The 25,835-nt window shown below is 56.1% G+C and carries 35 protein-coding genes and 1 pseudogene; 26 read left to right on the forward strand and 10 right to left on the reverse strand.

Features of this window, described 5'->3' with window-relative positions:
- Position 1: 1 nt before the first annotated feature.
- From MMW58_RS06355 to speB, 6 genes are read right to left on the reverse strand one after another with little or no spacing between them, the layout of a single operon-like run.
- Entirely contained in the window at positions 2-730 is a 729-nt protein-coding gene (locus MMW58_RS06355; RefSeq protein ID WP_133600297.1) for a class II aldolase/adducin family protein, read from the reverse strand.
- A complete protein-coding gene (locus tag MMW58_RS06360) occupies positions 731-2,251 on the reverse strand; it encodes an amino acid ABC transporter permease/ATP-binding protein (protein ID WP_133600296.1) in 1,521 nt (506 codons plus the stop codon). It lies immediately after the preceding gene.
- Positions 2,252-2,284: 33 nt separating this feature from the next.
- Positions 2,285-3,088 carry an ABC transporter substrate-binding protein gene (locus MMW58_RS06365; protein WP_133600295.1) on the reverse strand — a complete coding sequence of 268 codons (804 nt, stop codon included), beginning with the start codon at positions 3,086-3,088 and terminating at the stop codon, positions 2,285-2,287.
- Between the two features lie 9 nt (positions 3,089-3,097).
- Positions 3,098-4,174, reverse strand: a complete 1,077-nt coding sequence (locus tag MMW58_RS06370) for an isopenicillin N synthase family dioxygenase (RefSeq protein ID WP_133600294.1) — start codon at positions 4,172-4,174, stop codon at positions 3,098-3,100.
- Entirely contained in the window at positions 4,171-5,034 is an 864-nt protein-coding gene (locus tag MMW58_RS06375; RefSeq protein WP_241723697.1) for a sugar phosphate isomerase/epimerase family protein, read from the reverse strand. Before MMW58_RS06375 ends, MMW58_RS06370 begins: the two co-directional genes overlap by 4 nt.
- A gap of 34 nt (positions 5,035-5,068) precedes the next feature.
- Entirely contained in the window at positions 5,069-6,019 is a 951-nt protein-coding gene (gene speB, locus MMW58_RS06380) for an agmatinase (protein ID WP_132513215.1), read from the reverse strand.
- Between the two features lie 112 nt (positions 6,020-6,131).
- On the opposite strand from speB, the gene MMW58_RS06385 reads away from it, so the two are divergent.
- Positions 6,132-7,043, forward strand: a complete 912-nt coding sequence (locus MMW58_RS06385) for a LysR family transcriptional regulator (protein ID WP_095098241.1) — start codon at positions 6,132-6,134, stop codon at positions 7,041-7,043.
- 30 nt (positions 7,044-7,073) lie between these two features.
- Here MMW58_RS06385 and MMW58_RS06390 read toward each other — a convergent pair whose 3' ends face one another.
- On the reverse strand, positions 7,074-7,694 hold the full coding sequence (locus tag MMW58_RS06390; RefSeq protein WP_241722943.1) for a transporter: 621 nt from the start codon (positions 7,692-7,694) through the stop codon (positions 7,074-7,076).
- A gap of 135 nt (positions 7,695-7,829) precedes the next feature.
- Entirely contained in the window at positions 7,830-8,705 is an 876-nt protein-coding gene (gene surE, locus MMW58_RS06395) for a 5'/3'-nucleotidase SurE (RefSeq protein ID WP_241722944.1), read from the reverse strand.
- 516 nt (positions 8,706-9,221) lie between these two features.
- Here surE and MMW58_RS06400 point away from each other — a divergent pair.
- Entirely contained in the window at positions 9,222-10,010 is a 789-nt protein-coding gene (locus tag MMW58_RS06400; protein ID WP_241722945.1) for a histidine phosphatase family protein, read from the forward strand.
- Positions 10,011-10,295: 285 nt separating this feature from the next.
- Here MMW58_RS06400 and MMW58_RS06405 read toward each other — a convergent pair whose 3' ends face one another.
- Positions 10,296-10,835: a helix-turn-helix domain-containing protein gene (locus MMW58_RS06405; protein WP_241722946.1), complete on the reverse strand. Its 540-nt coding sequence runs from the start codon at positions 10,833-10,835 to the stop codon at positions 10,296-10,298.
- A 164-nt stretch (positions 10,836-10,999) separates the two neighbouring features.
- On the opposite strand from MMW58_RS06405, the gene MMW58_RS06410 reads away from it, so the two are divergent.
- From MMW58_RS06410 to MMW58_RS06450, 9 genes and pseudogenes are all read left to right on the forward strand, one after another.
- On the forward strand, positions 11,000-11,248 hold the full coding sequence (locus tag MMW58_RS06410; protein WP_016807483.1) for a helix-turn-helix domain-containing protein: 249 nt from the start codon (positions 11,000-11,002) through the stop codon (positions 11,246-11,248).
- A gap of 2 nt (positions 11,249-11,250) precedes the next feature.
- Positions 11,251-13,344, forward strand: coding sequence for a Mu transposase C-terminal domain-containing protein (locus MMW58_RS06415; RefSeq protein WP_241722947.1), 2,094 nt, complete (start codon positions 11,251-11,253; stop codon positions 13,342-13,344).
- Between the two features lie 36 nt (positions 13,345-13,380).
- Positions 13,381-14,328, forward strand: a complete 948-nt coding sequence (locus MMW58_RS06420) for an AAA family ATPase (RefSeq protein ID WP_044348533.1) — start codon at positions 13,381-13,383, stop codon at positions 14,326-14,328.
- 4 nt (positions 14,329-14,332) lie between these two features.
- The gene (locus tag MMW58_RS06425; RefSeq protein ID WP_004114539.1) at positions 14,333-14,572 is read left to right on the forward strand and encodes a hypothetical protein; all 240 of its coding nucleotides are present in this window, start codon (positions 14,333-14,335) and stop codon (positions 14,570-14,572) included.
- A gap of 2 nt (positions 14,573-14,574) precedes the next feature.
- Positions 14,575-14,862 (forward strand): annotated as a pseudogene (locus MMW58_RS06430) (hypothetical protein).
- 15 nt (positions 14,863-14,877) lie between these two features.
- A complete protein-coding gene (locus tag MMW58_RS06435; RefSeq protein WP_044348544.1) occupies positions 14,878-15,495 on the forward strand; it encodes a DUF3164 family protein in 618 nt (205 codons plus the stop codon).
- Between the two features lie 80 nt (positions 15,496-15,575).
- The gene (locus tag MMW58_RS06440) at positions 15,576-16,064 is read left to right on the forward strand and encodes a nucleoside triphosphate pyrophosphohydrolase family protein (protein ID WP_241722948.1); all 489 of its coding nucleotides are present in this window, start codon (positions 15,576-15,578) and stop codon (positions 16,062-16,064) included.
- Between the two features lies 1 nt (position 16,065).
- The gene (locus MMW58_RS06445) at positions 16,066-16,377 is read left to right on the forward strand and encodes a hypothetical protein (RefSeq protein ID WP_200143526.1); all 312 of its coding nucleotides are present in this window, start codon (positions 16,066-16,068) and stop codon (positions 16,375-16,377) included.
- Positions 16,370-16,675: a hypothetical protein gene (locus tag MMW58_RS06450; protein ID WP_185928566.1), complete on the forward strand. Its 306-nt coding sequence runs from the start codon at positions 16,370-16,372 to the stop codon at positions 16,673-16,675. The genes MMW58_RS06445 and MMW58_RS06450 overlap by 8 nt, the downstream gene beginning before the upstream one ends.
- Here MMW58_RS06450 and MMW58_RS06455 read toward each other — a convergent pair.
- Positions 16,640-16,891 carry a hypothetical protein gene (locus MMW58_RS06455; RefSeq protein WP_142515406.1) on the reverse strand — a complete coding sequence of 84 codons (252 nt, stop codon included), beginning with the start codon at positions 16,889-16,891 and terminating at the stop codon, positions 16,640-16,642. The genes MMW58_RS06450 and MMW58_RS06455 overlap by 36 nt on opposite strands.
- 66 nt (positions 16,892-16,957) lie before the next feature.
- On the opposite strand from MMW58_RS06455, the gene MMW58_RS06460 reads away from it, so the two are divergent.
- The 15 genes from MMW58_RS06460 to MMW58_RS06530 all read left to right on the forward strand — a co-directional run bounded on the left by MMW58_RS06460 (position 16,958) and on the right by MMW58_RS06530 (position 25,774).
- Complete coding sequence (locus MMW58_RS06460; protein WP_238971783.1) at positions 16,958-17,512, forward strand: gp16 family protein; 555 nt, start codon at positions 16,958-16,960, stop codon at positions 17,510-17,512.
- On the forward strand, positions 17,509-17,901 hold the full coding sequence (locus tag MMW58_RS06465) for a Mor transcription activator family protein (RefSeq protein ID WP_064342233.1): 393 nt from the start codon (positions 17,509-17,511) through the stop codon (positions 17,899-17,901). Before MMW58_RS06460 ends, MMW58_RS06465 begins: the two co-directional genes overlap by 4 nt.
- A gap of 5 nt (positions 17,902-17,906) precedes the next feature.
- On the forward strand, positions 17,907-18,230 hold the full coding sequence (locus tag MMW58_RS06470; RefSeq protein ID WP_064342234.1) for a hypothetical protein: 324 nt from the start codon (positions 17,907-17,909) through the stop codon (positions 18,228-18,230).
- Between the two features lie 103 nt (positions 18,231-18,333).
- Entirely contained in the window at positions 18,334-18,912 is a 579-nt protein-coding gene (locus tag MMW58_RS06475; RefSeq protein WP_241722949.1) for a glycoside hydrolase family 108 protein, read from the forward strand.
- Positions 18,913-18,914: 2 nt separating this feature from the next.
- Positions 18,915-19,133: a hypothetical protein gene (locus tag MMW58_RS06480; protein ID WP_016807470.1), complete on the forward strand. Its 219-nt coding sequence runs from the start codon at positions 18,915-18,917 to the stop codon at positions 19,131-19,133.
- On the forward strand, positions 19,126-19,530 hold the full coding sequence (locus MMW58_RS06485; RefSeq protein WP_064342237.1) for a hypothetical protein: 405 nt from the start codon (positions 19,126-19,128) through the stop codon (positions 19,528-19,530). Before MMW58_RS06480 ends, MMW58_RS06485 begins: the two co-directional genes overlap by 8 nt.
- Positions 19,518-20,129, forward strand: coding sequence for a hypothetical protein (locus MMW58_RS06490; protein WP_064342238.1), 612 nt, complete (start codon positions 19,518-19,520; stop codon positions 20,127-20,129). The genes MMW58_RS06485 and MMW58_RS06490 overlap by 13 nt, the downstream gene beginning before the upstream one ends.
- Entirely contained in the window at positions 20,126-20,356 is a 231-nt protein-coding gene (locus tag MMW58_RS06495) for a TraR/DksA family transcriptional regulator (RefSeq protein ID WP_071830635.1), read from the forward strand. Before MMW58_RS06490 ends, MMW58_RS06495 begins: the two co-directional genes overlap by 4 nt.
- Positions 20,337-20,639 (forward strand): DUF2730 domain-containing protein, encoded by a 303-nt coding sequence (locus MMW58_RS06500; RefSeq protein WP_016807466.1) that lies wholly within the window; start codon positions 20,337-20,339, stop codon positions 20,637-20,639. Before MMW58_RS06495 ends, MMW58_RS06500 begins: the two co-directional genes overlap by 20 nt.
- 9 nt (positions 20,640-20,648) lie before the next feature.
- A complete protein-coding gene (locus tag MMW58_RS06505; RefSeq protein WP_064342239.1) occupies positions 20,649-20,936 on the forward strand; it encodes a VpaChn25_0724 family phage protein in 288 nt (95 codons plus the stop codon).
- Positions 20,937-20,938: 2 nt separating this feature from the next.
- Entirely contained in the window at positions 20,939-21,214 is a 276-nt protein-coding gene (locus MMW58_RS06510) for a hypothetical protein (protein WP_064342240.1), read from the forward strand.
- Complete coding sequence (locus MMW58_RS06515; protein ID WP_064342241.1) at positions 21,204-21,782, forward strand: DUF3486 family protein; 579 nt, start codon at positions 21,204-21,206, stop codon at positions 21,780-21,782. Before MMW58_RS06510 ends, MMW58_RS06515 begins: the two co-directional genes overlap by 11 nt.
- Positions 21,779-23,368 (forward strand): terminase large subunit domain-containing protein, encoded by a 1,590-nt coding sequence (locus MMW58_RS06520; protein WP_064342242.1) that lies wholly within the window; start codon positions 21,779-21,781, stop codon positions 23,366-23,368. Before MMW58_RS06515 ends, MMW58_RS06520 begins: the two co-directional genes overlap by 4 nt.
- Positions 23,368-24,939 carry a DUF935 domain-containing protein gene (locus MMW58_RS06525; RefSeq protein ID WP_241722950.1) on the forward strand — a complete coding sequence of 524 codons (1,572 nt, stop codon included), beginning with the start codon at positions 23,368-23,370 and terminating at the stop codon, positions 24,937-24,939. Before MMW58_RS06520 ends, MMW58_RS06525 begins: the two co-directional genes overlap by 1 nt.
- Complete coding sequence (locus tag MMW58_RS06530) at positions 24,932-25,774, forward strand: phage head morphogenesis protein (RefSeq protein ID WP_064342244.1); 843 nt, start codon at positions 24,932-24,934, stop codon at positions 25,772-25,774. The genes MMW58_RS06525 and MMW58_RS06530 overlap by 8 nt, the downstream gene beginning before the upstream one ends.
- Positions 25,775-25,835: the final 61 nt, after the last annotated feature.

Here is a 25,835-nt window from a genome sequence, read left to right on the forward strand (position 1 = left end):
ATTACTCTTTATAAGCGGTGTCGAGGCGGTTAAGGCGGCGCAGCCACGCCTGCCAGACCTGCTGGCGCTCGTGCTCCACGCCCATCAGCTGTTCGCAGGCGTGCTGGCTCAGGTGCGCCGGGATGAGGTGAATCGGGCTGAGCGGGGCGAGCTGGGCGGCGGCCAGCTGAATTTCGCAGGCGCGGTTGAGGTAGTACATGATGTAAAACGCATCGGCGACGGTGCGCCCGACCGACAGCAGCCCGTGGCTCTGCAAAATCATGGCGATATTATCCCCGAGCGAGCGCTGAATACGCTCGCGTTCGTCGAGGTCAAACGCCACCCCTTCATACGGGTGATAGCCGACGCGCTGATAAAACTCGGTGCTGATCTGGTTAAGCTGCAGCAGACCGTCCTGGCAGGCGGCGACCGCCATCCCCGGCAGCGTATGGGTGTGGATCACGCAGTGGGCATCCTCCCGCGCCATATGCACCGCGCTGTGGATGGTAAAACCGGCCGAGTTCGCCGGGGCGTGACCCTCCACCACCTTGCCCTGCATATCGACGACAATCAGATTGCTGGCGGTCACCTCGTCGAACATCATGCCGAACGGGTTAATCAGAAACCGCGGTTCACCGTCGCCCGGCAGGCGCACGGAAAAGTGGGTATAGAGCGTATCTTCCCAGCCAAACAGCGCCGCCAGGCGGTAGGCGGCGGCCAGATCCTGGCGCAGTTCACGTTCAGTAGCCATTTATTGTACTCCCATAAATTCACGGATGCGGGTCAGTGTCGGATCGCTGGCGCCGTCGCGGATGCGCCGGGGCGGCACATTGCTCACCACCACGCCGTTCTCCATCATCACCACCCGGTCGGAAATGGATAACGCGAAGTCCATCTCATGGGTGACGATCAGCATCGTCATCCCTTCGCGGGCGAGAGACTGAATCACCTTCAGCACCTCACCAACCAGCTCCGGGTCGAGCGCCGAGGTGGGTTCGTCAAACAGCATGATGTCCGGTTTCAAGGCCAGCGCCCTGGCGATGGCAACGCGCTGCTGCTGGCCGCCGGAGAGCTGCCAGGGGTATTTTTCTCCATGGGCCAGCAGCCCGACGCGATCCAGCAGGTAGAGGGCCTGCTCCTTTGCCACGCGGCGATCGGCGAGCTTGTGATACAGCGGGGCCAGCATCACGTTGTCGAGCACCGTGCGGTGAGGAAAGAGGTTGAAGCTCTGGAAAACCATGCCGATGCGGCGTACGCCGGCGCGCATCTGCGGCTTATCGACGATCGCTGCGCCTTTCAGGTAATCTTCGCCGTAGAGAATAATTTCCCCGCCATCGATGCTTTCCAGGGCGTTGATGGTGCGGATCAGGGTGGTTTTGCCCGACCCGGACGGCCCGATAATGCTGATGACCTCGCCGTTATCGACCTTCAGATCGATGCCTTTCAGCACCTGATGCTGGCCCCAGGATTTTGCGATCGCCCGCAGATCGAGAGCCGGCGGACTGCCGCTGGCGGGTTCGGCTTTCGCCGCCTGCGGCGGCGCTTTCAGGCTCTGGCGCAGGGTCTCGCATTCGGCGTCGTTGAAGGTTTGCGGGCGCTTTTGCTGAATATCAAGCCGGTTTTCCAGCGCCCGGAACAGCCAGGTAAACAGCGTTACCACCATTACGTAGTACACCGCCACCGCCAGCAGCGTCTCCATCACGAGGAAGTTCTGCGCGTAGAGGCGCTGGCCGGTGAGCAGCAGTTCCGGTAGCGAGATCACCGATAAAATCGAGCTGAGCTTAATGATGGTGATGTATTCATTGATCATCGTCGGCAGCGAGATGCGAAACGCCTGCGGGATAATAATCAGGCGCTGAATGCCGATAAAGCTGAAGCTTAAGGCGTGGCCGGCTTCGCTTTGTCCCTTCGCCACCGAGATTAAACCGCCGCGATGAATCTCAGCCATATAGGCCGCCTCGGTGACGGTCATCGAGACCAGGCCGGCAATAAACGGCACCCCGAGCAGCGGCTGGGTGGCCGGAAACAGCTGCGGCAGGTTATAGACAAACACCAGCAGCACCATTAGCGGCACGCTGCGGAAAAACCAAATATAGAGTTCGACGGGAACCTTCAGCCAGCGCGGGCCGGAGAGCTTCGCGCAGGCTAAAAGAAAACCTAATACCAGGCCAATAAACCACGACAATGAACTGACGACGATGACGGTAACGCACGCCTGCCAGAATGCCCCAATGCTAAATAACGAGAAAAAGTATCCCCAATCGAACTCCATACCGACTCCTGTTGCGCATTGGCGTGATCGTATTTAATCGATGCGTTCTAAGTTGTATTTCTTGATGATGGCGTCATATTTGCCGTTGGCTTTTAAGGTGGCTAACGTCGATTTAATCGCCTCCACCAGTTCGCTATTGCCTTTGCTGACGTAAATCCCCAGCGGCAGGGGGTAGACCAGCCGCGTGGAGCTAATCGCCAGCCGTCCGCGGCTCTTATCGACAAGAATTTGCGCCGCCGGAGCGATCTCTAACTGCGCGCTAATATTTTTCGATATCAGGGCCTGGGAGACTTCCGGCGCGGTCGGGAACTCCTGAATGCTGATGGCCGGTTTGCCGTTTTTCAGGCAGTACTCGTCGGAGTGATTTTTCAGGCTGGCGACCCAGCTGGTGCCCTGCTGCAGCCCCACCTTGACGCCGCACAGGTCGTCTTCCGTTTTCGGCTGAATCTCGCCGCTCTTGAGGGCGATAATTGACGCGCCGGAGAGGGCGTAAGGCACCGCGTCGGCCTGTTTAAGGCGCTCCGGCGTGATGTACATTCCGGAGATCACCGCGTCGTATTTCTTGCCAATCCCTAAGATCAGGCTGGTGAATTTGGTATCGATCAGCTGCGGTTTGGCCTTCAGCTGCTCGGCAATCAGCGCGGCGAATTCCGGGTCGAGGCCGACGATGTTGTTATTGCTGTCGTAAGATTCAAACGGCGGATAGGTCACCTCCATCCCGACCTTAAAGACGCCGTCCGTCAGCAGCTCTGCGGCCTGGGTCAGCGGAGAAAAGCAGGCGGCGACGGCAATGCCCACCGCCACACGGCGCGAGAGCTTATGGAGCGTTTTTTTCATCATGTATCCTCACGGGTTAGTAACGGTTTTTTGCTGGGCTTGTTTTTTCAGATGACCAAAGGTGTTGGTGCCTCGGGCGCGTTCCGGGAGCTGCAGCTCGCCTTTGTTGACCTTCTCGCGCAGGTAGCGATAGGTCTGCAGCGCCTGGCTCCACATATGCTCGCCAATGCTCAGTTCCTGATAGTCGCTGGCCTCTCCGGCGGTTAAAAAGTTGGGCAGCGGGCGGATCAGGGTGTGGTAATCGCAGGCGAAGAACAGCGGGAAGGAGTAGCGCTCCTGCGGCACCTTGCGGACACGGTGGGCTGTAGCAACAAACGTGCCAGCGCTTAGCACTTCCAGCATGTCGCCGATATTGATCACGAAAGCCTCTTCTCCGGCGGCGCTCTTCGCCGGCGGCGCGTCGATCCAGGCGCTATCTTCATTCAGCACCTCAAGGCCCGGCTGGTCGGCGAGCAGCAGTGTGAAGCACTCGTAATCGGTGTGTGCACCAATACCGGGAACGTCTTCGGCGCTGGCGTCAAAGGGGTAGTGGATCAGGCGCAGCTTCGACGGCGGGCAGGTCACCATCGCCTTGAAATAGCCCTCCGGCAGGCCAAGGGCGAGGGCGAAGGCGTCAAACAGGCGATGGCCGAGGGCAAATACCGCTTCATAGTAGGCCAGCACCCGGGACTGAAACTCGGGCAGCTGCGGCCACTCGTTGGCGCCAATCAGCGGCGTGCCGGCCAGCACAAACGGGTGGTCATCCGCGGCCTGAAAGCCAATATCAAACGCTTCTTTGTGGTCCGGTTTACCGGAGCCGTAGATCTCTTCCCCTTCCGGGACGTAGCCTTTGTGGCTGCGGGAGTGGCCGATGTAGTACTGCATCTTTTGATCCATCGGCAGGGCGAAGAGCCGTTTGGCCGCCGTGCGGATCCCGGCGATCAGCTCAGGGGCAATGCCGTGGCCGGTGATGTAGAAAAAGCCGACTTCCCGCGCCGCTTTGCCGATGGCGTCGGCGACGGCCTGGCGCTTTGCCAGACTGTCGCTGGCCAGATCGCTGATATCGATGGTCGGTAACTCGGTGAAAGAACTTTTTGCGACGTTCATGGCTGCGGATCCTTTTCGGTTAGCGATAAAAACTCGGCAAAATGCTGCTGTTCATGTTCCGCCATCCACGCATTCAGCGACCACAGATCGGCCACCGGGACGTTGGTGAACGGCAGGTGGTGCAGATAGCCGTCAGGGCCAAACTCGGGCGTCAACGTGGTTTGCTGATACCCGCGCCGGCGCTGCGACTGCCAGACCTGCTGCCAGAAGCGCTGCTGAAACTGCAGCGCGGCCTGATATTCCGGCGCCGCCGGGTGCGGCACCTGCGGCCCCTGGTCGTAGCCGGCGCGGGCCTGGACGTGGTGCACGCGGTCGATAAAGGCGCTGAAATCATCGCAGGGGTCATCCAGCAGACGCTCGCTCACCACCAGCCAGTGGCTGATATCGGCGGTAAAGCGCAGCTGCGGCAGCTGCTGGATAATTTCCAGGGTCAGCCACGGGCTATACAGCGAGGTGGCGCGATGGGTTTCAAAGCTGCAGATCAGTTCGCTGGCGGCGGCCAGCTCGTGGGCCCGGCCGAGAAAATCCACCTGCTGCGCCAGCGGCCAGCGGTCGTTGCCGGCCAGCAGATTGACAAAGCGCGGATTCAGCGTCTTTGCCTCGGCAAAGCGGCTTTTTAAGCGCTCCAGATGCTGGAGCGGCGTTTCGGCCTGCGCCGGGATCACGCCGCCGCCGCTGAAGACGATGGCGATATACTCCAGTTCGGACTCCTGCAGGCGCCGGGCCAGCGTCTGCCGCTCGTCGGCGCTTAGCGGGACCCGCGCCTCGATGCCGCAGCAGCCGACGCTTTTTAGCTCGCTGAGGGTTTGTTGCCACGGGGTCGTCACGCCCCAGAGGGTGCGAAAAACCTTGAGCTGCAGGGTGGGCTGGGCGGTTGGCTGCATTCTGAATCTCCTATGGATATTTCACGCCCGGCAGGACGCAGAGCATTTCATACAGCAGGTTGGCCGCCAGCTGGGAGGTGTTGCCGCTGACATCGTAGGGCGGGGAGACCTCAACCAGGTCGCAGCCAATCAGGTCCAGGCCGCGGCAGCCGCGGACGATCTCCAGCGCCTGAATGGAGGTCAGGCCGCCGACTTCCGGCGTGCCGGTGCCGGGCGCCCAGATGGGGTCGAGGCTGTCGATATCGAAGCTGAGATAGACCGGGCCATCGCCCATCTGCTGGCGAACCTCCGCCATTAGCGGCGCCAGCGACCGGTGCCAGCACTGCTCCGCCTGCACCAGACGAAAGCCCTGGTCGACGCCCCACTGGAAGTCGCCGGCGGCGTAGCCCTGGGCGCGCTGGCCAATCTGTACCACCCGTTTGAGATCCAGCAGCCCCTCTTCGACGGCGCGGCGGAAGGTGGTGCCGTGGGCGATTTTCTCGCCGAACATCTCATCGTTGGTGTCGGTGTGGGCATCAACGTGAATCAGCCCCACCGGGCCGTGCTTTTTGGTCAGGGCGCGCAGGATCGGCAGGGTGATGGTGTGGTCTCCCCCGAGGGTCAGCGGGATGAGCGGGAAACTATTTAAAGCGGTGTAGTAATCCTCGATGATCTGCACCGATTTGAGCAGGCTGTAGGTATTTATCGGCACGTCGCCGATATCGGCCACCGACAGCGACTCAAAAGGCGCCGCGCCGGTTGCCATGTTGTAGGGGCGAATCATCACCGATTCGGCGCGGATATAGCGCGGCCCGTAGCGGGTACCGGAGCGCTGGGAGGTGCCGATATCCAGCGGGATGCCAACGAAAGCCGCATCAAGCCCCTGTAAATCTTCGATAAAAGGCAGGCGCATCATCGTTGCGCGGCCGCCGAAACGCGGCATCTCGTTGCCACCCTGCGGTTGATGAAAGACGTTATCCATTTCAGCTCCTGAATCTGACACACAAATGCTCGATAAGGTGATAGTGCGAAAGATGTGCTGGACTTTAAATCGTCTGCTGTAAATACTTAGTTCATTTAATGGTGAACTAATCATGCTCAACGACGGCAGCCTTAACATTCGCCAACTGCAGATTTTTGAGGCGGTGGCCCGCCTTGAAAGCTACGGTAGAGCCCAGCAGGAGCTGGGGATTTCCGTGTCGGCGATCAGCAACGCGATGTCTCAGCTGGAAGGCCAGCTGGGGTTTAGCCTGTGCCAGCGCGGGCGCGGCGGCTTTGCGCTGACCGAGAAAGGGCAGCAGTTTTTACAGCAGGCGATTCGGGTGCTAAGCGAGCTGAACGAGCTGGAACGCCAGTCGGCGCTGCTGAAGGGCGAGCACAGCGGCACGATTTGCATCTCGACGCTCGACTCGATTGAAACCGAAACCGCGCTGTCGCTGCCGGTGGTGCTGCGCAGCTTCAGCGATAAGTTTCCCCACGTGCATATCAAACTGATTATCCGCACTCCGGCGGAGCAGCTGAACGGCGTGCTCAACAACCATATCGATCTGGCTATCGGCAGCTACAACTCCCAGGTGCATAACATCATCAGTGAGCCGCTCTATCGCGAGCAGCACTGGCTCTACTGCAGCGACCTGCACCCGATGTTCTTCAGCCGCCAGCTCGATAAAGAGCACATCAGCCAGTGCCCGCTGGTGACCCGCAGCTACTGGAATACCAGCGATCTGCGGCGGCGCGGTTTCAGTAAAGGCAGCGCCACCGTGGAGACGGTCGATGCGCAGCTGCTGCTGATCCTGTCGGGGAAATATATCGGCTATCTCCCGGAACACTACGCCTGGCCGTGGATCAAGGAGAACCGGCTGCGGGTGCTGCTGCCCAACGAGTTCGGCTTCCAGTCGCCGTTCTCGGCGATTTGCAAACGCGGGCGCAGCAACGAGCCCTATCTGAAAGAGTTTCGTAATTTACTCAAGAAGAATACCGTCGCCAGGCCGAAGTGGAACTACTAGAGGCCGCCGGGTCATTGCGGCACCGCGCTATCAGGCGCTGGCCGCGGCCGAAGTGCGGGCGAGGTAGCGAAAATAGCAGTAGTAGCCGATCGATGCCGTCAGGCACAGCATGTAGCCAAACGACTCGCTGCCCTCTTCGACGGCGTTTTTCACCGCCCGGGCGTAATCTTCCGCCAGGATGGCGAACCACAGGCCGTGCATGCCGAACAGGCGCGAGAAGACCAGCACCGCCAGCAGCCCGCTGAGCATCATCCCGTAGTATGGCGTGCGGGTATACTGCGCCAGCTGCGCAAGGGTTTGACGGTAATGGATGAGCGGATAAATAAGCGTACACAGCGTGGAGAGCAGGGCAAACCAGACCCAGCTGCCGTGGGAGAGCAGATCGAAGACCGCGTCCAGCTCGCGGATCAGCATCGCGAGGAAAAATCCGCCGACGAGAAGATTGCAGGAGCGCAGCAGCGCATATCTCTTTGCCAGGCAGAAGTGGATCAGCACGATTGCCGCCAGCACCAGCTCCTGCATGATTTCGGTAAGCGAGATTTCCGCAATGTTGTTATCGAATACCCGTACGTCAATCCATAGACAGAGTACCGCGACGGCGGAGGCGAAGGCCGCGCCAAGGAAAAAGAGAAGGCTTCTGAGTACAGACATTGGCACCACGTTATATATTGAAAAACAATATGGTAAGTGCCGTATTTATAACTTCCTCTTCACTTCGTGCGCCTTTGCCGCCGTTTTTTAACCTATTGAGCTTTTTCCGCCCAGGGCGGGCGGTGATGGCGGCCGTCACTGGCCTAACAGCGCCTTGTACTGGTCGGTAAACTGCGGGGCATTCCACGCGCCGTCAAAAAGGGTATAGGTGATATAGCCCCTGTTCAGCCAGCCGGAGTCAGTGTCGTCAAGCGTGGGCGCGAGCGCCGCCGGGTTGAGGGTCTGCTTCGCCTTGCCGTCGGCCGTCAGCTCATAGCCGATCTGCGGCGTCGGGAACGCTTCGTTATCGACGTAGCGCACGCCTTTGATCTCGGCTTTTGCCAGCGGCGGATAGTTAATGCTCAGCCCGGACCCTTTGGGTAAGACGGGCGCGCCCGGGGTTCGTTTGGCGCTGAGGGTATCGACTACGCCGACGACGTAATCAACCGACTCCGGCCAGTATTGATGCGTGGCCGGCCAGCCGTTTTTCATCTCCTCATCGCTAAAGATATAGCCGATGCTGGCGGCTATCGCCGGGATGCCGTAGCGCACGGCGCGGGCGGCGGCGCTGACGGTACCGGAATTGACCTGCGCCATGCCGGTGTTGGGGCCGTCGTTCACGCCGGAGATAACCAGGTCCGGCGGCGCGTCCTTCAGCAGGCCATTAAGCCCAAAGTCAACGGCGTCCGCCGGGGTGCCGGGGAAGCAGTAGCGCCTGTCGGCGACCTTTTGTACGTCGAAGATCTTGCCGGGTTTAAAGGTGATGGCGGAACCTATGCCGCTTTGGTTGGTGGCGGGGGCGACCATCCAGACGTCGTAGCCTTTGGCTGCCAGTTTGTCCTGCAGCGAGGTGCTGCCCGGCGAGGCGCAGCCGTCGTCGTTGACGATCAGTATTTTCAGCGCGGGCCGGGCCGCCCCGGCGGCGAAGGCGACGGCGGAGAGCAGCGCGGCGGTGAGGATGATTTTTTTCACTTTGGATCCTTATGTTGATAGAAGGGCTGAATCGGACGCAAAAAAAAACCTAAGACTCCTGCCTGCAGCGCTGCTGCGACAAGTATCTTAGGTTTTGCCTGCGTTCAGTAACAATCCCGGATAGCCACGAAAATACGCCAGGCTGCGGCCATCGTCCAGGCAAAGACTATTTTTTGTGAGCGGCTTCAATAAATAAAGCTGTTATTAATGATGTTCGCCGCAGGGGGTTTTCTGCGCAGGTTATGTTTCTGTATGGGGCTTATTAGTCGATGTATGAATATTGGATTAAATATATTGCGTTAAGCCTGCTGGATATGCGTGCGATCACATTTATTAATTTGCCCCATAAAAGAGAGTGGCGTTACTCCGCATTGATGATATTGTCGCCATAATTGGATTGTTACTGTGTATACAGGCAAAACCTACGTCAGATAGCGAAAACGGTGGTTATCACTTTCGTTATTGAGCGTGGGTTTTTTGTTTTTATTACAGGTGTGAATAACGCAAGGATATAACATGAAAAAATGGCTGTTAGCTTTAGTCGTGGTGACCAGCAGCGTAGCCTGGTCTGCGGAAAATAAAACGCCGGTCGCCGATAGCGATACGGTAAATATCTATTTTGCCCGTCATGGGAAAACGCTGCTTAATACCTTTGACCGCGTTCAGGGATGGGCCGACTCCCCGCTGACCGAGGATGGACGGCGGGTGGCGCGCTATTTAGGTGCCGGGCTTAAGGGGATTAAATTCGACAGTTTCTACACCAGCGATGCCGGGCGGCAGCGCGAAACGATGGCGGTTATTATGGCGCAGGCGGGGATCGCCGACTCTCGGCCGACCGAGCTGGCGGGCCTTCGCGAAGCGTTCTTCGGCGGGTTCGAGGGCGGCCTGAATCGGGATATGGCCGCCGCGGGAGCCCGTCAGCTGGGGCTGGCCGACGCGGCGGCGCTGTACCGGGAGATGAAGGCCGGAACGCTGTCGGTGCGCGATAGCCAGAACGCGCTTGCCAGCGCCGACCCCAGGAGGATGACGGAGAGCTACGACCAGGTGAAGCAGCGCGTTCAGGCGGCGCTGGCGACCATGCTTGCGCAGGCGAAAGCCGACGGCGATAAAAATATTCTGGCGATTTCATCCGGTACGGCGATGCAGATAATGATCTCCGATCTCACCGACGACCCGGCGAAAAATAAGCCGTTAGCCAACGCGGCGGTGGTCAAAATCAGCTATCACAACGGCCGCTATCGGGTAGATGAGATCGGCTCGTTAAAATACGTTGAGGCAGGAAAGCAGGCGCTCGGCGAAAAATAAAATAACGCTTACTGCACTCTTTTTGGGCCGCATGTTATGAAGGAAATCATTTGATATTACCGGGAAGAGAAGGAAATAAACGGGAATCCGCGGGATTACTGGCTTCGCCCTGTTTAGGCATTTGATACCAGTCAAAGAGAAAGTGAGCCGAACGGCAAAACTTTTGATACTTCTACAAACGCGCCTTTAAAAGGCAAAGTATTACGTTCAAAATCAATTCTAACATACTTCAAGAATCAAGACCGGCAAACAATCGGTGTAGGTCTCGGAAACAACATCCAATGATTAACCGGCCTTCTTGCTGGCTTCAGACTGGCTAGGTTCGGCTACATCCTCACTAAGCGCAGATGCCCCTTTTTTCTCTTCGAAAATGGCGAGCATGCGATCCTTATCTTGATCGCCATATCTCAACAACTTGATATTTTTTTCGTCAAGGAGATAGAGAACTGTTTCCACCCCTTTTCTTCCTAAAACCTCAGTAAGACCTCTCCTCTCATCTTCAGTCAGAAAAGAAAGCATAGCTATGAGCTTATCTAACTCAGTAGTCTTATTGGCTTTTTCTTGGCTCTTTGGTGGTTCTCCCTCTCCAGTTGTTAACCATTCCAGCGAAACACCTTCCACCTCTGCGATTTTGATGAGTTGACTCTGGCGCGGAGTTGGTTCTATGTCCTGTCTCCGATAATAATTCTTCAGCGTATTGACGTTGATCCCCCAAGCCCTTGCTGCTGCGCTACGTGATGGATATCTTTCGACAAGCTTGAAGATTCGCTCGATTACAGGTTCTTTGCTTTGTGTAGGAAAAACACTATTTAGTTCTTTTTTCATTCCACGTTTCTTTATTTATAAGGCATTGATAAATAAGGTGATAAATAAACACACCATAAATAACCCAAAAACACCTTGATCTGGTTCTTTTGGTGTCTTAGAGTTTATCCATACGGATACCCGCGCAGTTATCCGCGCGGATAACTTTTTAGGATAGAGGAATCATGAGCCGAAATGAAGATCTGAATGCTGACTGGCATCCCGAGACCATAAAAGCCGAAATCCACAAACGTGGTTTGTCCCTCCGGACGCTCTCCCTTCAGGCTGGTTACAGCAAGGATTCCCTGAAGAGTGTGTTGCGTACTCCCTGTAAGCCTTATCAGCAGATCGTCGCTGATGCTCTGGGTGTTTCCCCCGAAATAATCTGGCCAAGTCGTTACAGAACCAGTAGCTACGTCAATAAGGCGGTCTGAGTATGTTCTATGTTGCTAAGGAATTAGTTGGCATACCAGGCCTGCCAAAAACAGCAAAAGGTATCAGAGAGGCGCTTTGCCGGTTGTCCGCTGGTTCAGAAGAGCTTGTTCGTAAACGCACTGGAAGCAAAGCCTTTGAATATCATATTGACTGCCTTCCTGAGGCAGCTCAGAAAGCGCTACGTGCTCGTCAGATAAAAGAACTGATGAACGGTTCACCTAAAGAGCAGCCTGTCGTTTCTGCTACCGCATCGGCTACGCCACGTGCCAAAGGTGCCGAGGAGAGCAAAATCACGGTGTACCGCAAATGCCCGGCGCTGATGGAACAGAAGCTGAACGGTCTGACAGCGGCACAGCGCAAGACTGCTGATGCGCGTATAGCTCTGGTCGTTGAAGTGCTGCGTCTGGGTGAACTGCCGGGTTATAGCCGCGCAAAAGCTATCCGGGAAATTGTGCGTCAGGCTCAGAGTGGCGAACTGCCTGAGCGACTGGCCGCTGCCGTCTCTCTGGCTAACGCCAAAAAAGGCGCGTCACGGTCGCTGAGTGAAATATCACTCAAGCGCTGGGTGGCTGATTTCAATAAAACCCGCTCTGCCGCTGAACGTCTTCTTTTGCTTGCTCCGGGTAAACGTCAGGTCGTTAAGCCTGAAGAAATCAGATGGTTGCCAGAGTTCCTGAGTTTTTATCGTCGCCCTGACGGTCGCGGTATTCAGGAAGCCTACGATGATTTTGCAGCTGAATGGGCTGAGCGTTACCAGGATAATTCGATGATGGCCGCAGCCATCCCTTCTTACGATCAGGTGTGCTATGCCATGAATAAATTACCCGTTGTTGTTAAGCAGAAAGGCCGCATCACAGGTAGCGAGTTCCGTCAGTATGAGGGCTTTGTTCGCCGTGACTGGGAGTCATTACCGGTTAATTACGTCTGGATTGGTGACGGCCACGGCATGAAGATGAAGGTCGCCCATCCTGACCACGGCAACCCGTTCTCCCCAGAGGTGACGTTTATCCTGGATGGCAGCTGCCGCTACATTGTTGGGTGGAGCCTGGCGCTGTCTGAAACCGTGATAGCCGTTGCGGATGCGTTGCGTCACGGGATTAAAAATCACGGTAAACCGTTCCTGTACTACTCCGATAACGGCGGTGGCGAGACCAACAATACCTTTGATGCGGAACTGACCGGTATTCTGCCCCGTCTCGGTATCGATCACCGTCTGGGTATCCCTGAGAACCCGCAAGGGCGCGGTATTATCGAACGTCTAAACCGCTCTCTGGCCATGCGTATTTCACGCCAGTTCGCCACCTATTACGGCACCGGCGCAGACCGTAGCACTGTTCGTCGTATGACAAAAGCGCTGCAGTCCGCGACGAATGCGGCCAATAAGGGTAAAGAGCTGACAGTAAAGCAGCAGCAGACTATGCGTGATCTGCCCTCATGGGAATCGCTGATTGAGCACATCGAGGCGGGTGTGGAGTGGTACAACAACCGCCCGCATGAGTCCCTGCCACTTCGCGGTGACGGTGAGCACTTCACCCCGGCGCAGTTCCGGCGCTACAAGCTGGAAAAAGAAGCGACAGAAATAGAATGGCTGTCGGATCTGGAACTGCGTGAAATGTTCATGCCGCAGATAGAGCGTACCGTCAATCGGTGTGAGGTCCGTTTATTCAATAACCTGTATTACTCTGCTGAGCTGAACAACGAGCACGGTAATAAAGTGCTGGTTAATTACGATATTCACGATGCAACAAAGGTCGTTATTCGTCGTCTGGATGGTTCCTTTATTTGTGAGGCTGTCTGGGATGGTAATAAACAGCAGGCATTCCCGGTCACTGCCGAATATCACCAACGTCAGCAACGCATCAAAGGGATGCGCCAACGCGGCGAGGAGAAAGTCCGTCTGGCCGAGGCAGAGAACGTCCACACCCTGCCAGCTCCGGCAGAGCAGGAATGGCTGCACGGCAACGTCTATCGCCCCTCTCGTGGTGCTGCACCTGTAGCGCTGGCGGAAATGGAGGAAGAAGAATACAGCGAGGATGAGTATCTGAATAACTCGCTGGATATGCTGGAATCAAATAAACGTAAAAACGCTATTTAAGGCCGTTTAAATACCCTTCAAATAATGGAGAGAATTATGTCTGAGGTGAATATTTCCGATATTCGCGAGGTTCTGCGCAACCTTGTTGATGGTAACCGATTTACTTTTGCTCAGGTTGCCCGTGAAACCGGCTTATCAACCGGTGTGGTCAGCGGCTTCATGAACAATAAATATGCCGGTGATAACGACCGCGTCGAGAAAGCTCTGCAGCGCTGGGTCAATAAACAGCATTCTGCTGCAGAACTGCCGGAGCCCCCGCGCTTTATTGAGACCCCGACCGTCAAACAGATCTGGACAGCCTTTCGCTATGCCCACCTGACGGAGTGCATCGGCGTGGTCTGCGGCAACCCCGGCGTAGGTAAGTCAGAGGCGGCACGTGAATATCGCCGCAGTAACGATAACGTCTGGCTGATAACGATCACCCCGTCCTGCGCCAGTGTGCTGGAGTGCCTGACCGAACTGGCCTATGAGCTGGGGATGAATGATGCGCCGCGCCGTAAGGGGCCACTGGCCCGCGCCCTGCGACGCCGTCTTGATGGTACTCAGGGCCTTGTCATTATTGATGAAGCTGACCATCTGGGCGCGGAAACGCTCGAAGAGCTTCGCCTGCTGCAGGAGGCCACCCGCGTCGGGCTGGTGCTGATGGGTAACCACCGCGTCTACAGCAACATGACCGGCGGTAACCGCACCGTCGAGTTCGCCCGCCTGTTCTCACGTATTGCCAAACGTGTGGCGATTAACAAGACCAAAAAGGCGGATGTGGAAGCGATTGCTGATGCCTGGCATATCGACGGTGAAAAAGAGCGTGAACTGCTTCAGAAGATTGCGCAGAAACCCGGCGCACTGCGCATCCTCAGTCATTCCCTGCGGCTTGCAGCGATGACGGCTCACGGCGCAGGTCAGGCTGTCAGCGAGAGCTACATCCTCAAGGCGCTGCGCGATCTGGATCTGGATGTTGATGTTTCGACGTTATTAAGGGGTTAACACCATGATTACTGAACGTATTGCTGAACATGTTGGTATGGCCACCGCTGCGCAGGCATGGCTGCAGGCGCGCGGTAGTCGTGTTACGGAGATGCGGGTGTGGATGCGCCGCCCGTGTCTGGAAATCACCTGTCCGCCGACTGAACTGGTGAACAGGGCTAATCATCTGATTGAACGCTGCCCCACCGGGACCCGCTCCGTGTGGATGGCCACTCTCGAAGGTTGTCATGTTATCTGGAGGTAGTTATGCAAAAGCGCCGTAAGTGGACCAAGTCCGAAATTCAGTTTGTCTGTGAGAATGCCGGGAAAATGACGGCAGCGGAGATGGGCGAGAAACTTAACCGCACCCGTCAGGCCATTCAGTCTTAGGCTAACCGCTGGGGCTTGTCCGTTCTGGTTAAACCATCGGATGATCATGATATCTACCTTTGCCGTGAGCTTTATAAAGAGGGCCTGACCATTCCTGTTATTGCCGAAAAAATGGAATTAAGTCGCCGTGTTGTTTCGAATATTGTTTATTCAGATTGCTATTAATTCAGTGAGGACTTTATGAATACTGCAAATACCATCCCGGACGGTTACCGGATTAACGCTCAGGGTCATTTAGTTCCTGAGTCACAGATTAAACCGCTGGATAAGCTGCGTGATGAGCTGGTTATCAGCGTTGTTGAAGCTGGCCGTCTGCAGCGTCAGTCGCTGGTCGAGTTCAAGCTTGGATCTATGGCAAAAGTCGATGATTTTGTTGACCTGTCAGCAGCAGAGTTTGGCGTCGAATATGGCGGCGCTAAGGGTAACGTCACGTTACCCAGTTTTGATGGCCGCTATAAGTTGGTTCGTGCCGTGGGCGAGCATCGTATCTTTGATGAACGCATCCAGGCGGCAAAAAAGCTGATTGATGACTGCATTCATGAATGGTCTGCCGGGGCTGACGAAAAGATTATGGCGATGGTCGATCATGCCTTTCGCGTCAACAAACAGGGCCGGATTGATATCAATCAGGTGCTCAGCCTGCGTTCACTGAATATTGACGATGCCAAATGGAATGAAGCAATGGACGCTGTGGCCGATGCTATTCAGGTCACAGGAACCAGTCAGTACCTGCGTTTATATGAGCGTCAGGATAATGGCACTTATAAGCAGATATCGCTGGATTTAGCCAAACTCTGAATATTCGTTAATTAACTTTTTTTAATTTCCGGCGTCAGCGCCGTGGGGTTGCTCACGCCGAAATCCAGTAAGGGCATATTATGAATTCGAAAACAAAAGGTATTTTTGAGGCTGCATTCGCCAAATGGGGATTTGAATCTCAGGTGCTGGTGCTTTCCGAAGAAGCCAGCGAATTATCAGCTGCCTGCTCGCGTTTTCTTAACCATAAAACCGACAGCAGCAAAGTGGCCGAAGAAGCAGCAGATGTCGAGATCATGATTGAGCAACTGCGTCATAACGGGATGGGCCCGATGATTGACCATGAAAAGAACCGCAAGATGGCGCGTCTGGCTCAGGTCGTTGGTGTTGAGTCACAACCTGTCAGCCCCTTTGGTCCGTCCGTTATGGGGCTTCTGGAGGAAGCGACCGAACAGATGGGGCTGGCAGAAACCCTCTATCGCGACACCAAAACCAGCAATCGCTATGCCGCCGCCCGCGCTCGTATGGCCGTCAGTCTGCTGATGCAGGCTGCTCAGAAGATGATGCGCGAGCAGCAGTATGCCGAACGTATGCAGGCGGAGGTGAAATAAGATGGTGATAGATGAGCGTACTTACCTGCGGGCCTGCCTGATCGCCGGTGGCCGCAAAGAACAGGAAGTTGATGCAGAACTGGAGGAAATCTTCGGACCTGGACTGTTCGATTCAGAGCAGTTCAAGGAACTGTCCCTCAGTATGCGTCGGGATATCCTGGAAAGAACATCCCTGCCAGAAGTGGTTGAGGGGTTGAACCGGATTATTTCCGGCGCAAGTCATAGCGGGGAGTATCTGGCCGCAGCGATAGCAGCCAGTGCACTGGTCAATCTGATTACTTCCACACAGAAAGAGCGAGATGAAAATGTCTGATACCAATAAATACTCTGTAATTGAACTTGATGATGCACTTCACCAGCACGGGATGCTTGAGCGAATTCGCCTTATCGTCAATACAGGCATTGAAAAAGGCTGGTCCGTCACTGATGTCATGAACGTTATTAAACGTGAAATATCGGTCATTGAAGCCGAAGTTAATTACCTGAATAAAAAAGCCCAGGATGAGTTAGTTCATCGTGAGCTTGGCGTGGATGGTCAGGCCATCATTCTGAAACCAGATTATGATAAGGCGTTATTACTTGCCTACTGCATCAGGTCTGGACGTCCATAGTTTATTGAAGAGAGTGTCCAGATATGCTTCAGCGTCATTACCAATACTCTCATCTTTGTATGAGTCACGTAATTGATACGCAGCGCGAGTCCTGGCGATGATGTCGTTAGCATCATGCATATCGATAACTCCTTTTTCAACGAGCTTAAGCATGATATTGCCTGCGAGCAAAAAACCAGCGATATCAAAGTTATTATCATTAGGGGCATTGGACATAAAAGTTCCTTTTCTCATAACAATTGTGGCGGTGTTGCAGCACCGCCATTCTTCGAAGGTACGAGCATGAGCCGCACATCCATGATTAAGGTAATCCATATCGCGAGGCGTGATCTACACCTTGACGATGACACTTACCGCTCCCTGCTGGGGGCGGTAGTTCCCGGCAAGTCGAGCTGTCGCGAGATGACCATCATTGAGCTGCAGAATGTTATCCAGGCGCTGGAGGCTAAGGGGTTCAAAAGCAAACCCCTGCGCCGCTCTAAGCGCCGCATGTCTGCCCCGTCAGATGTGAGTCTGAAAATCCGCGCAATATGGAAAACGATGTTTAACGAGGGTTTTATCCAGGATGGTAGTGATATTGCGCTCGACCATTTTGTCCAGCGCCAGACTCGCATCCGTAATGGCGGTGCTGGCGTATCCAGCCTTGAGTGGTTACGAGCCGACGCCGAGGACAACCTGCTAGAGAGCCTGAAGCAATGGCATATCCGGGAGATGAAAAAAGCCATGCTGGCACACCATGCCCGACTCCCCGAAAACCCGGTCACCGGTGACGAAAGCCGGGACTATGACACAATCTGCAGCGCTTACGCTGTCGCAGCCAGAAGGTGGAAAAAATGAGTGACGATCTCTTTGGTGACGTACAGGACGACAGCATTCTGGACCATATTGATGATGAGATGGAGAGTTCCCGCTTTCCGTCGTTGTTGGCAGAACTGAATGCTTTATTGCGTAAGGAGCTTGAGCGCCTTGGCTATGACCCGCGCCACTCCATTGAACTGGTCGCAGCCATCAGCAGTAAAATCGGTGGGATGCAGATTTATTTTCCTCGCGGTCAAGTGCTGGAACAGCTCATCAGGGATATGCGCATCTGGCGTGATTTCAAGGGGAATAACATTCCAGAGCTGGTTGAACGCTACCAGGTCACCTACAAAACAGTGTATAAAGCTATCAGGCGTATGCGCAGGCTGGAACTAAGTAAACGTCAGTATTCTCTGGACATGGAGTGATAACAATGATTGGTGGTGTTTTTATAAATTTAGTGATTGTTGTATGTTGCTTCTGGGTGTTTTTTGATGCAGCAAACAATCATATTGGAATGCATACTGTTAAAGACGGTGTTAACAAAGGGTACAGAAGCGGTTTGTCTCCTATCGTTTGGGGTGCTAGTTCTTTATTCATTTTTCCATTCTTTATCTATTTATACAGGAGAAAAGCACTGCTTTCTATTGCTAAGGAATACCCTGTACAAACGGATAAAAGCACTGGCTTTATAATTGTTTTTTTGATTGTATCTGCGGTGATGATTTACTCATTCAAAGATTTTCTATTTATCTAGTCGAATCAAACTTAAAGGAAGCCGGTTAATCCGGCTTTTTTTATGCCTGCCACAAAATGAGAAGGAACCCACATTTACCTTCTTCCTTGTAAAAGGTGCAGGCATGACAACAGCATTCTCCCCCGCGTTTTTACACGCACTCTCTTTCATTCGCGCCCGCGAAGGTGGTTACGTTAATGACCCCACCGACAAAGGCGGCAAAACCAAATACGGTATTTCCGATAAGCGCGACGGTCTTGCCGATGGCAAAACCGACGTCGATGGCGACGGCAAGCCCGATACCCGAATTAAGGACCTGACCGAAGAACAGGCCGGGCAGATTTATTTCCGCGATTACTGGTATCCAGCTTACTGCACCGACTGGCCGGACGGCATCTCGCTTTTTGTCTTTGATTCCGCCGTACAACACAATCCTAAAAAAGCGGTCCAGCTCCTGCAGGATGCGGTCGGCGTCACCGCTGATGGCATTATCGGCCCAAAAACCCGCACCGCAGTAGCCTCTGCAGATGCCGAATGGCTCCTGACTCGCTGCTTCCTGCGCCGCTCCCGCTATTACGCCGACATCATCAAATCAAATGCCTCTCAGGGTAAGTACCTCAATGGCTGGTTTAACCGACTGGATTTACTGGCGAACGCCTGTCAGGAGGTCATTGGCGGTCAGGTCTCGGTTCCCCGGAGCTGAGCATGGGTAAAGGCTGGGATTCATCGTTACGTGCGGGGCGGCGCGATCGCCTCCGTCAGGAGGTGCTTCACCGGGTTGCCGGTGGCCCTCCACCCGTTCCACGCGATTACAAAGGCTGCGACGGTACTCATGCCAGTTATTACCGCAGGGGCTGGGACTCCGTCGATACACGAGACATCGTCTGGCAGTGCCAGCGATATAAGGAAAAGCATAATGTTTAAATTAAATACCGACGGGCTGATTCAGGCCTTGATCCGGGTATTTCAGTCCGGCTGGTCTGTGGTCGCTCTCGTCGGGTTATCGCTGCTGGTCAGTTGTTTCTATGGCCGTCAGGCATTTGTTGTCTGGTGGCTGACGTTCTCCGGTGCCCTGTTAATAGCGGCAAGTATCTGGCTCGGCAACCTGCCTTATCGTTTACGCCAGCCTGACCGCCCGGCCCGAAAGTGGGTACGTTGTGTCTCGTGGCTGATCTGGGCTTTCGGCGCTTTTCTGCTGGCCTTTTCCCCCGTCTTTGCAACCAGTCCGGTCGTCATGCTGCTTAACCCTCTCGCCGGTCTGACCGTGGTCATTCTGTATGCCTGGCTGGTTCGTAAGGAGGTAATAAATTGGATCCTGTAACGCTTTCCACTATTGCCTCCGTCCTGCTGAAGGCCGGACCTTCTCTGGTTCGTACCGTCGGCGGCTGGTTCGGCAGCGACAGTACCACGGCGAAAGCCGCTGATTCGGTGGCCAGCATTGTCGAGACTGTCAACGGTGCGATTAATCCCGCCGACCAGCAGCGCGTGCTGGAGCAGAAGCTGGCGCAGCTGCCGCCCGAGCAGCTAGTCCAGTTGGAGGGCCTCAAGGTACAGCTGCAGCAGTTCCAGCTGGAGCGGGACAAGGCGCAGATGGCCGACCAGCAGGCCGCGCACCACGAACAGCAGGAAACCATCCGCAACGGCGACAACGCCACGGACGAATATGTCCGCCAGACCCGCCCGCTGATGGCCCGCTTATCCCTCTACAGCAGCATTGCTTACGTGATGATCATGTCTCTGGGCCAGCAGGCTGGTGCGGTGGCAGGTGCCTTTGGTCATGCGTTTTCCATGCCTGCACCGGACTGGGATATTTCGCTGATGCTGGCGACCCCGGCGCTGGGTTATCTGGGTTTCAGGACGCTGGACGGGTTCGCCCGGTACAGCAAATCCAGCAAACACAAGGTCATGGTGGGTAAATGACGAGAGCATTTGATCGCGCCAGCGACCTTGAAATGGAAGAGCGCGAACGGGCTTTAAACAACCATTTAAACCGGGTTAAAGAGCTGCCGGAGAATTACGGATTTTGTAACGACTGCGGTGCGGCTATTCCCGTAGCCCGACTTCAGGCGCTGCCGTATGTCGCGACCTGTTTCACCTGTCAGTCCATCAGAGATATCAGGGGGGCGCATGGGCTGGGAAATTATTAAGGGAAACTGGGCGATCATCTGGGCGTTGTTTATGTCTGCCGTGAACGTCATTCAGCTCCTCCTGGCCAAAACCTATGTCAAACGCGAGGAACTGGAGCTGATGCGCACCCGACTGCAGAGCATTGAGAACACTATCGCCGGGCTACCTAGTCAGAAAGACCTGCACCAGCTGCAGCTGGAAATGAGTAATTTGCGGGGTGACCTCCGCGAACTGGGCCCGGCGATACGCCAGGTGAAACATGTCAGCGACCTGCTTCTGGAAAATGAGCTGAAGGAAAAATAAGAGGTGACTATGCGTGACATTCTCGACCAGGACCAGCGCCTGGTTATTCTGCGATCCCTTGTCGAATGCGGCGACAGTGCCAACGAGTCGATTCTGCAGACCTGCCTGCAGACGTATGGCCATCGCGCTTCCCGCGATACGGTGCGCACGCATCTGGCGTGGCTGCGTGAGCAGGGTCTGGTCAGTCTGACGGATGTTTCCGGCTGTTATGTGGCAGAAATCACCGGTCGCGGTGACGACGTCGCCAGCGGTCTGGCCACGGTTCCGGGGGTGAAAAAGCCCCGCGCGAGGGGGTAATCATGGCGAAGAAAAAACCGTTACCTGCTGCAGCGCGTAGTGCCATCAGACGGCTCGCTGCCGCGTTTGTCTGCGCTGAACTTGAGCTGCAGGTTGTGGCGAAGTTCGTCGAAGAAAAAACGGGCAAGCCCTATGACCGCAACGCTTCTGACAGTTATCTCAATTCGTTTCTGAATTCCGATCCAGAAGTCCGCCGTGTGTGGGAACTGATGCAGAAAGATATTGTATCCACCCGCAAAGACTTTGCCGACCGGCTGGGGAGAGACCGTGACTGCTGAACAACGCCCGACCCGTGGTCGCCCCTCCAAAATCGATCTGCTGCCGGATGGCGTTCGCGACCAGCTGCACCAGATGCTGCGCGAGAAACGTCATACACAGGAAGAGATCCGCGAGGCCATCAACGAACTCATCGACGGCCACAACCTGCCGGAAGACATGAAGCTCAGCCGTACGGGCCTGAACCGTTACGCCAGCCGTATGGAAGAGTTCGGGGCCAAAATTCGCGCCTCCCGCGAAATGGCCGAAATCTGGGCCGCGAAGCTGGGTTCTGCGCCGACGTCTGACGTCGGCAAATTGTTGATGGAGTTTGTGAAAACGCTGGCATTCGAAACGTCGATGTCACTCGCTGAAGAAGAGGGCCCGGTTGAGCCGAAGGCTCTTGGTCAGCTCGCGCTGGTTGCCCAGCGTCTGGAAGCGGCAGCGATGGCCAGCCACAAACGTGAGAAAGAAATCCGCCGGGTATTCGCCGAAGAAGCCGCCGCGCAGGCGGAGAAAATCACTAAAAGCGCCGGTCTGTCTGCGGAAACCGCCGCTGATATCCGTCGCCAGATTCTGGGGATTGCATGATGGCCGGGCCTCTGTCAGCACAGGAACAGTTACGTAATCAGTCCGCCAGTGCCATTCTGGCGGGCGAGTTCGACGCGGATCAGGTGTTGCTGCCTTATCAGCGCCGGTGGATTGCGGACACGTCCCAGCTCAAGATTGCCGAGAAATCCCGCCGTACCGGTCTGACGTGGGCGGAAGCCGCCGAGGCCGCGCTCAGCGGGTCAATGTCGCCGGAAGCCGGGGGAACCGACACCTTCTATGTCGGCACCACCAAAGACATGGCGCGTGAGTTTATTGACGCCTGCGCCATGTGGGCGAAGGCATATAACCTCGCGGCCTCCGCGATTGGCGAGGAAGCGCTGGAGGATGACGACAAGGACATTCTGGTTTACGTCATCAACTTTGCCAGCGGCTTCAAAATCAAGGCGCTGTCGTCCAACCCCTCTAACCTGCGCGGTATGCAGGGTAATGTCATCATCGACGAAGCGGCATTCCAGAAAGACCTTGCTGCCGTGCTGAAAGCGGCGCTGGCACTGACTATGTGGGGTTCAAAGGTCCGTTTGATCTCCACTCACAACGGCATTGAAAACCTGTTCAATACCATCATCACCGACAGCCGCGCGGGCAAGAAACGTTATTCCGTTCACCGTATTGATATTGAGCTGGCCATCAGCGAGGGGCTGTATCGTCGTATCTGCCAGGTGACGAAAAAGCCGTGGTCACCCGATGCCGAGACGGAGTGGCTGGCGAACCTCCTGAGCGATACTGCCACCGAAGAAGATGCCCGCGAGGAATACTACTGCGAGCCGAAGAACGGCGGCGGCACCTATCTGGCCCGCTCCATCCGTGAGCGAGCTGCGCGGGGCACCGGTCCCGTTCTGCGCTTCACCGGCACGGCTGCGTTCAATGCCATGCCGGAAATTATCCGTGCGCTGGATATGCAGGAATGGCTGGATAAGGTGGTACTGCCCGTGCTGAACACGCTCCCGCAAAACCTTCGCCACTGCCTCGGCGAGGACTTTGCGCGGTCTGGCCACCTGACGGTCTTTGCGCCGATGACCGTCAACGACGACACCACACGTACCGTACCGTTCCTTGTTGAGCTGGCCAACGTTCCCTATAAGCAGCAGGAGCAGGCGCTGTTCTTTATCTGCGACAGGCTACCGCGCCGCGACGGTGTCAAGCTCGATGGCCGTGGGAACGGTAACTACCTGGCCGAACAGGCGGCGGAGAAGTACGGCGCAGAGGTGGAGGTGGTCATGCCTTCCGTCGCCCACTACCGCGAGAACATGCCGCGCTTCAAGGCGGCGTTTGAGGATGATGAACTGGTGTTGCCTAAACACGAGGACGTTATCAGCGACCTCGGACAGATTGTCGTTCAGCGTGGGGTGCCAGGAATTGATGACCGGGAGAATACCGGCAGCGATGGCCACAAGCGTCACGGCGACAGCGCGTATGCGATCTTCCTCGCCTTTCTCGCCAGCAAAGAAGACTGCCAGCGCTACGAACTGCACCGTCTCAACAAACCACAACAGCAGCGCAACAGCGACAGTCGCCGTCAGTTGCGCATTACCCGTGGCCTTAAAAATCAGCGAGGACTGCTCTGATGGCAAAGAAAAAGAAGCGTACCGCCCGTAATCTTATGAATACCCAGACGGGCGAGCGGGTGGCGGTTGATGCCGTAAAAATGACTCAGCCAGAAGCCCGCGCCGGGAGCGTCAGCGTCCGGCGACCCTCTCCGGGTATCAGCGTGGCGAGTACCTTATCCCCGGCCAGACTGGCCGGGGTGTTACGTAATGTGACCGAAGGCAATGCCAGCGACTACTTCATCCTCGCCGAAGAGATGGAAGAACGCGACCTGCACTATTCCAGTGTGTTACGTACCCGCAAGCTGACCGTCGCCGGTATCCCTCCGGCAGTGGAAGCGGCAAGTGACGATGAGCATGATGTGATGCTGGCCGATGCTGTTCGCGATCTTGTCGAGCAGCCGCAAATCCCTGAACTACTGTTCGATCTGCTTGATGGTCTGGGTAAAGGCGTGGGTGTCTGCGAAATCCTCTGGGATACAGCGGAAGTCTGGAAGCCGCGCGACTATGAATGGGTTGACCCTCGTTTCCTCAAACCTGACCGCGAGACCCAGCGCCAGTTTCGTCTGCTGACCGATGAACAGCCGGTTGATGGTATCCCGCTGACGCCGGGTAAATATGTCATTCACTTCCCCCGCCTCAAGTCCGGCCTGCCGCTGCGTAATGGTCTGGCCCGTCTGGTCGCGGTGATGTATATGCTCAAGTCCTTTACCGTCCGTGACTGGTGGGCGTTTGCCGAGAAGTTTGGCATACCCATCGTCGTCGGTAAGTACGGGAATAATGCCACCGATGAACAGATTAAGACCCTCATCGATGCGATCGCCTCCATTGCATCGGATGCAGGCTGCGCCATCCCGCAAAGTATGCAGCTGGAAATGCAGGAAACTGCCAGCCGCAACGGAGGCGGCGCACTCTTCAAAGAGATGGCCGAGTGGTGCGACGCCCAGACCAGTAAGGCCGTACTGGGGCAGACCATGACCACCGACGACGGCAGCTCGCGATCTCAGGCCGACGTGCATGACCGGGTGCGCATGGATATTGCCCGCTGGGATGCCCGTCAACTGGAGAACACTCTAAATGAGTTTCTGGTACGCCCGTTTATCCAGTTCAACTATGGGCCGCAGGAAAAGTACCCGCGTGTGAAGCTGACTATCAGCGAACCGGAGGACCTCAAAGCCTTTGTCGATGCGCTTATCCCCCTGGTCGATCGTGGTCTGCGGGTGCAGGAATCGGAGGTGCGGGACAGGTTCGGTCTGGCTGAGCCGGAGAACGGCGCGACGGTACTCTCACCGTCCAATAGCTTCTCCGCCTTCAGCCCTGCACCGGCACTCAACCGTGCGCAACTGGCGCTTAACCGTTCGCAGGACGATGAGATTGACGTGATGGCCAGCGAGGCGCTGGCGGACTGGGAGCAAACCGGCGATGCGTTCACCAGTCCGGTGCTGCAGCTGGCGAAAGACGTCTGGAGCTTTGAGGAGTTTCTGGCGCGTCTGCCGGACCTGCAGAAGACGCTGGAGCCTGCCGCATTCGTCGAGCAGTTGGCGATGCTGAGCTTTAAGGCGCGGACGCTGGGAGATGCGAACGATGGCTAAGGCCCCCGATATTATCCCCAAAGAGGCGCTGGCCTGGCTGAAGTCGAAAAAGCTGGCGCCGGGCTTCGATTACCGTGATGTGTGGCGGCAGGAGCACAGCATCGGTTTCACCGTGGCGAAGATGACGCAGCTCGACCTGCTCTCTGACGTCAAAGCATTGGTCGAAGACGCAATGGCCAGCGGCCAGTCGTTCTCCGAGTTCCGTGAGGTGCTGAAGCCCCTGCTGGTGAAGCGTGGATGGTGGGGTCAGCAGCTGATGGATGACCCGCTGACAGGTGAGACGAAGCCGGTACAGCTCGGCAGCGATCGTCGTCTGCGCACTATCTACGATACCAACATGCGCACTGCCCGCAGCGCCGGTCAGTGGGACCGCATCCAGCGCACTAAGCGCGCGATGCCCTATCTGCTCTATACGCTGGGCCCGTCACGCGAGCACCGCGCCGAGCACCTGAAATGGGCGGACCTCTGCCTGCCCGTTGACGACCCGTTCTGGCAGACTCACATCGGTCCCAACGGCTGGGGCTGTAAATGCGGGGTTCGCCAGGTCAGTAAATACGAGTACGATCAACTGCAGAAAAATGGCGTCCCGCGCAACGTGCAGCAGCTCGACGACAACGGCCAGCCTACCGGTCACGTTATCCGACAGACTGTACCGGTCCGTACCGAAGCCCCGCCAGTCAAACGGGTGAAGTGGGTTAACAAGCGCACCGGCGAAGAAGAGATGGTGCCGGAGGGGATTGATCCGGGCTGGGACTACAATCCGGGCACGCGCCGACAGGCTGAGCTTGAGCGCCAACTGGCCGCGAAGCAAAGCGCCTTCGACAGTGATAACTAACCGAGGCGGTAATCCGCCTCAAACGCGCTCAGGGACTTTACCGGCATTTGTGGTACGATGA

The organism is Klebsiella sp. HC6 (genome assembly GCF_022605325.1).
In the GTDB taxonomy this organism is placed as follows: Bacteria; Pseudomonadota; Gammaproteobacteria; order Enterobacterales; family Enterobacteriaceae; genus Klebsiella; species Klebsiella terrigena.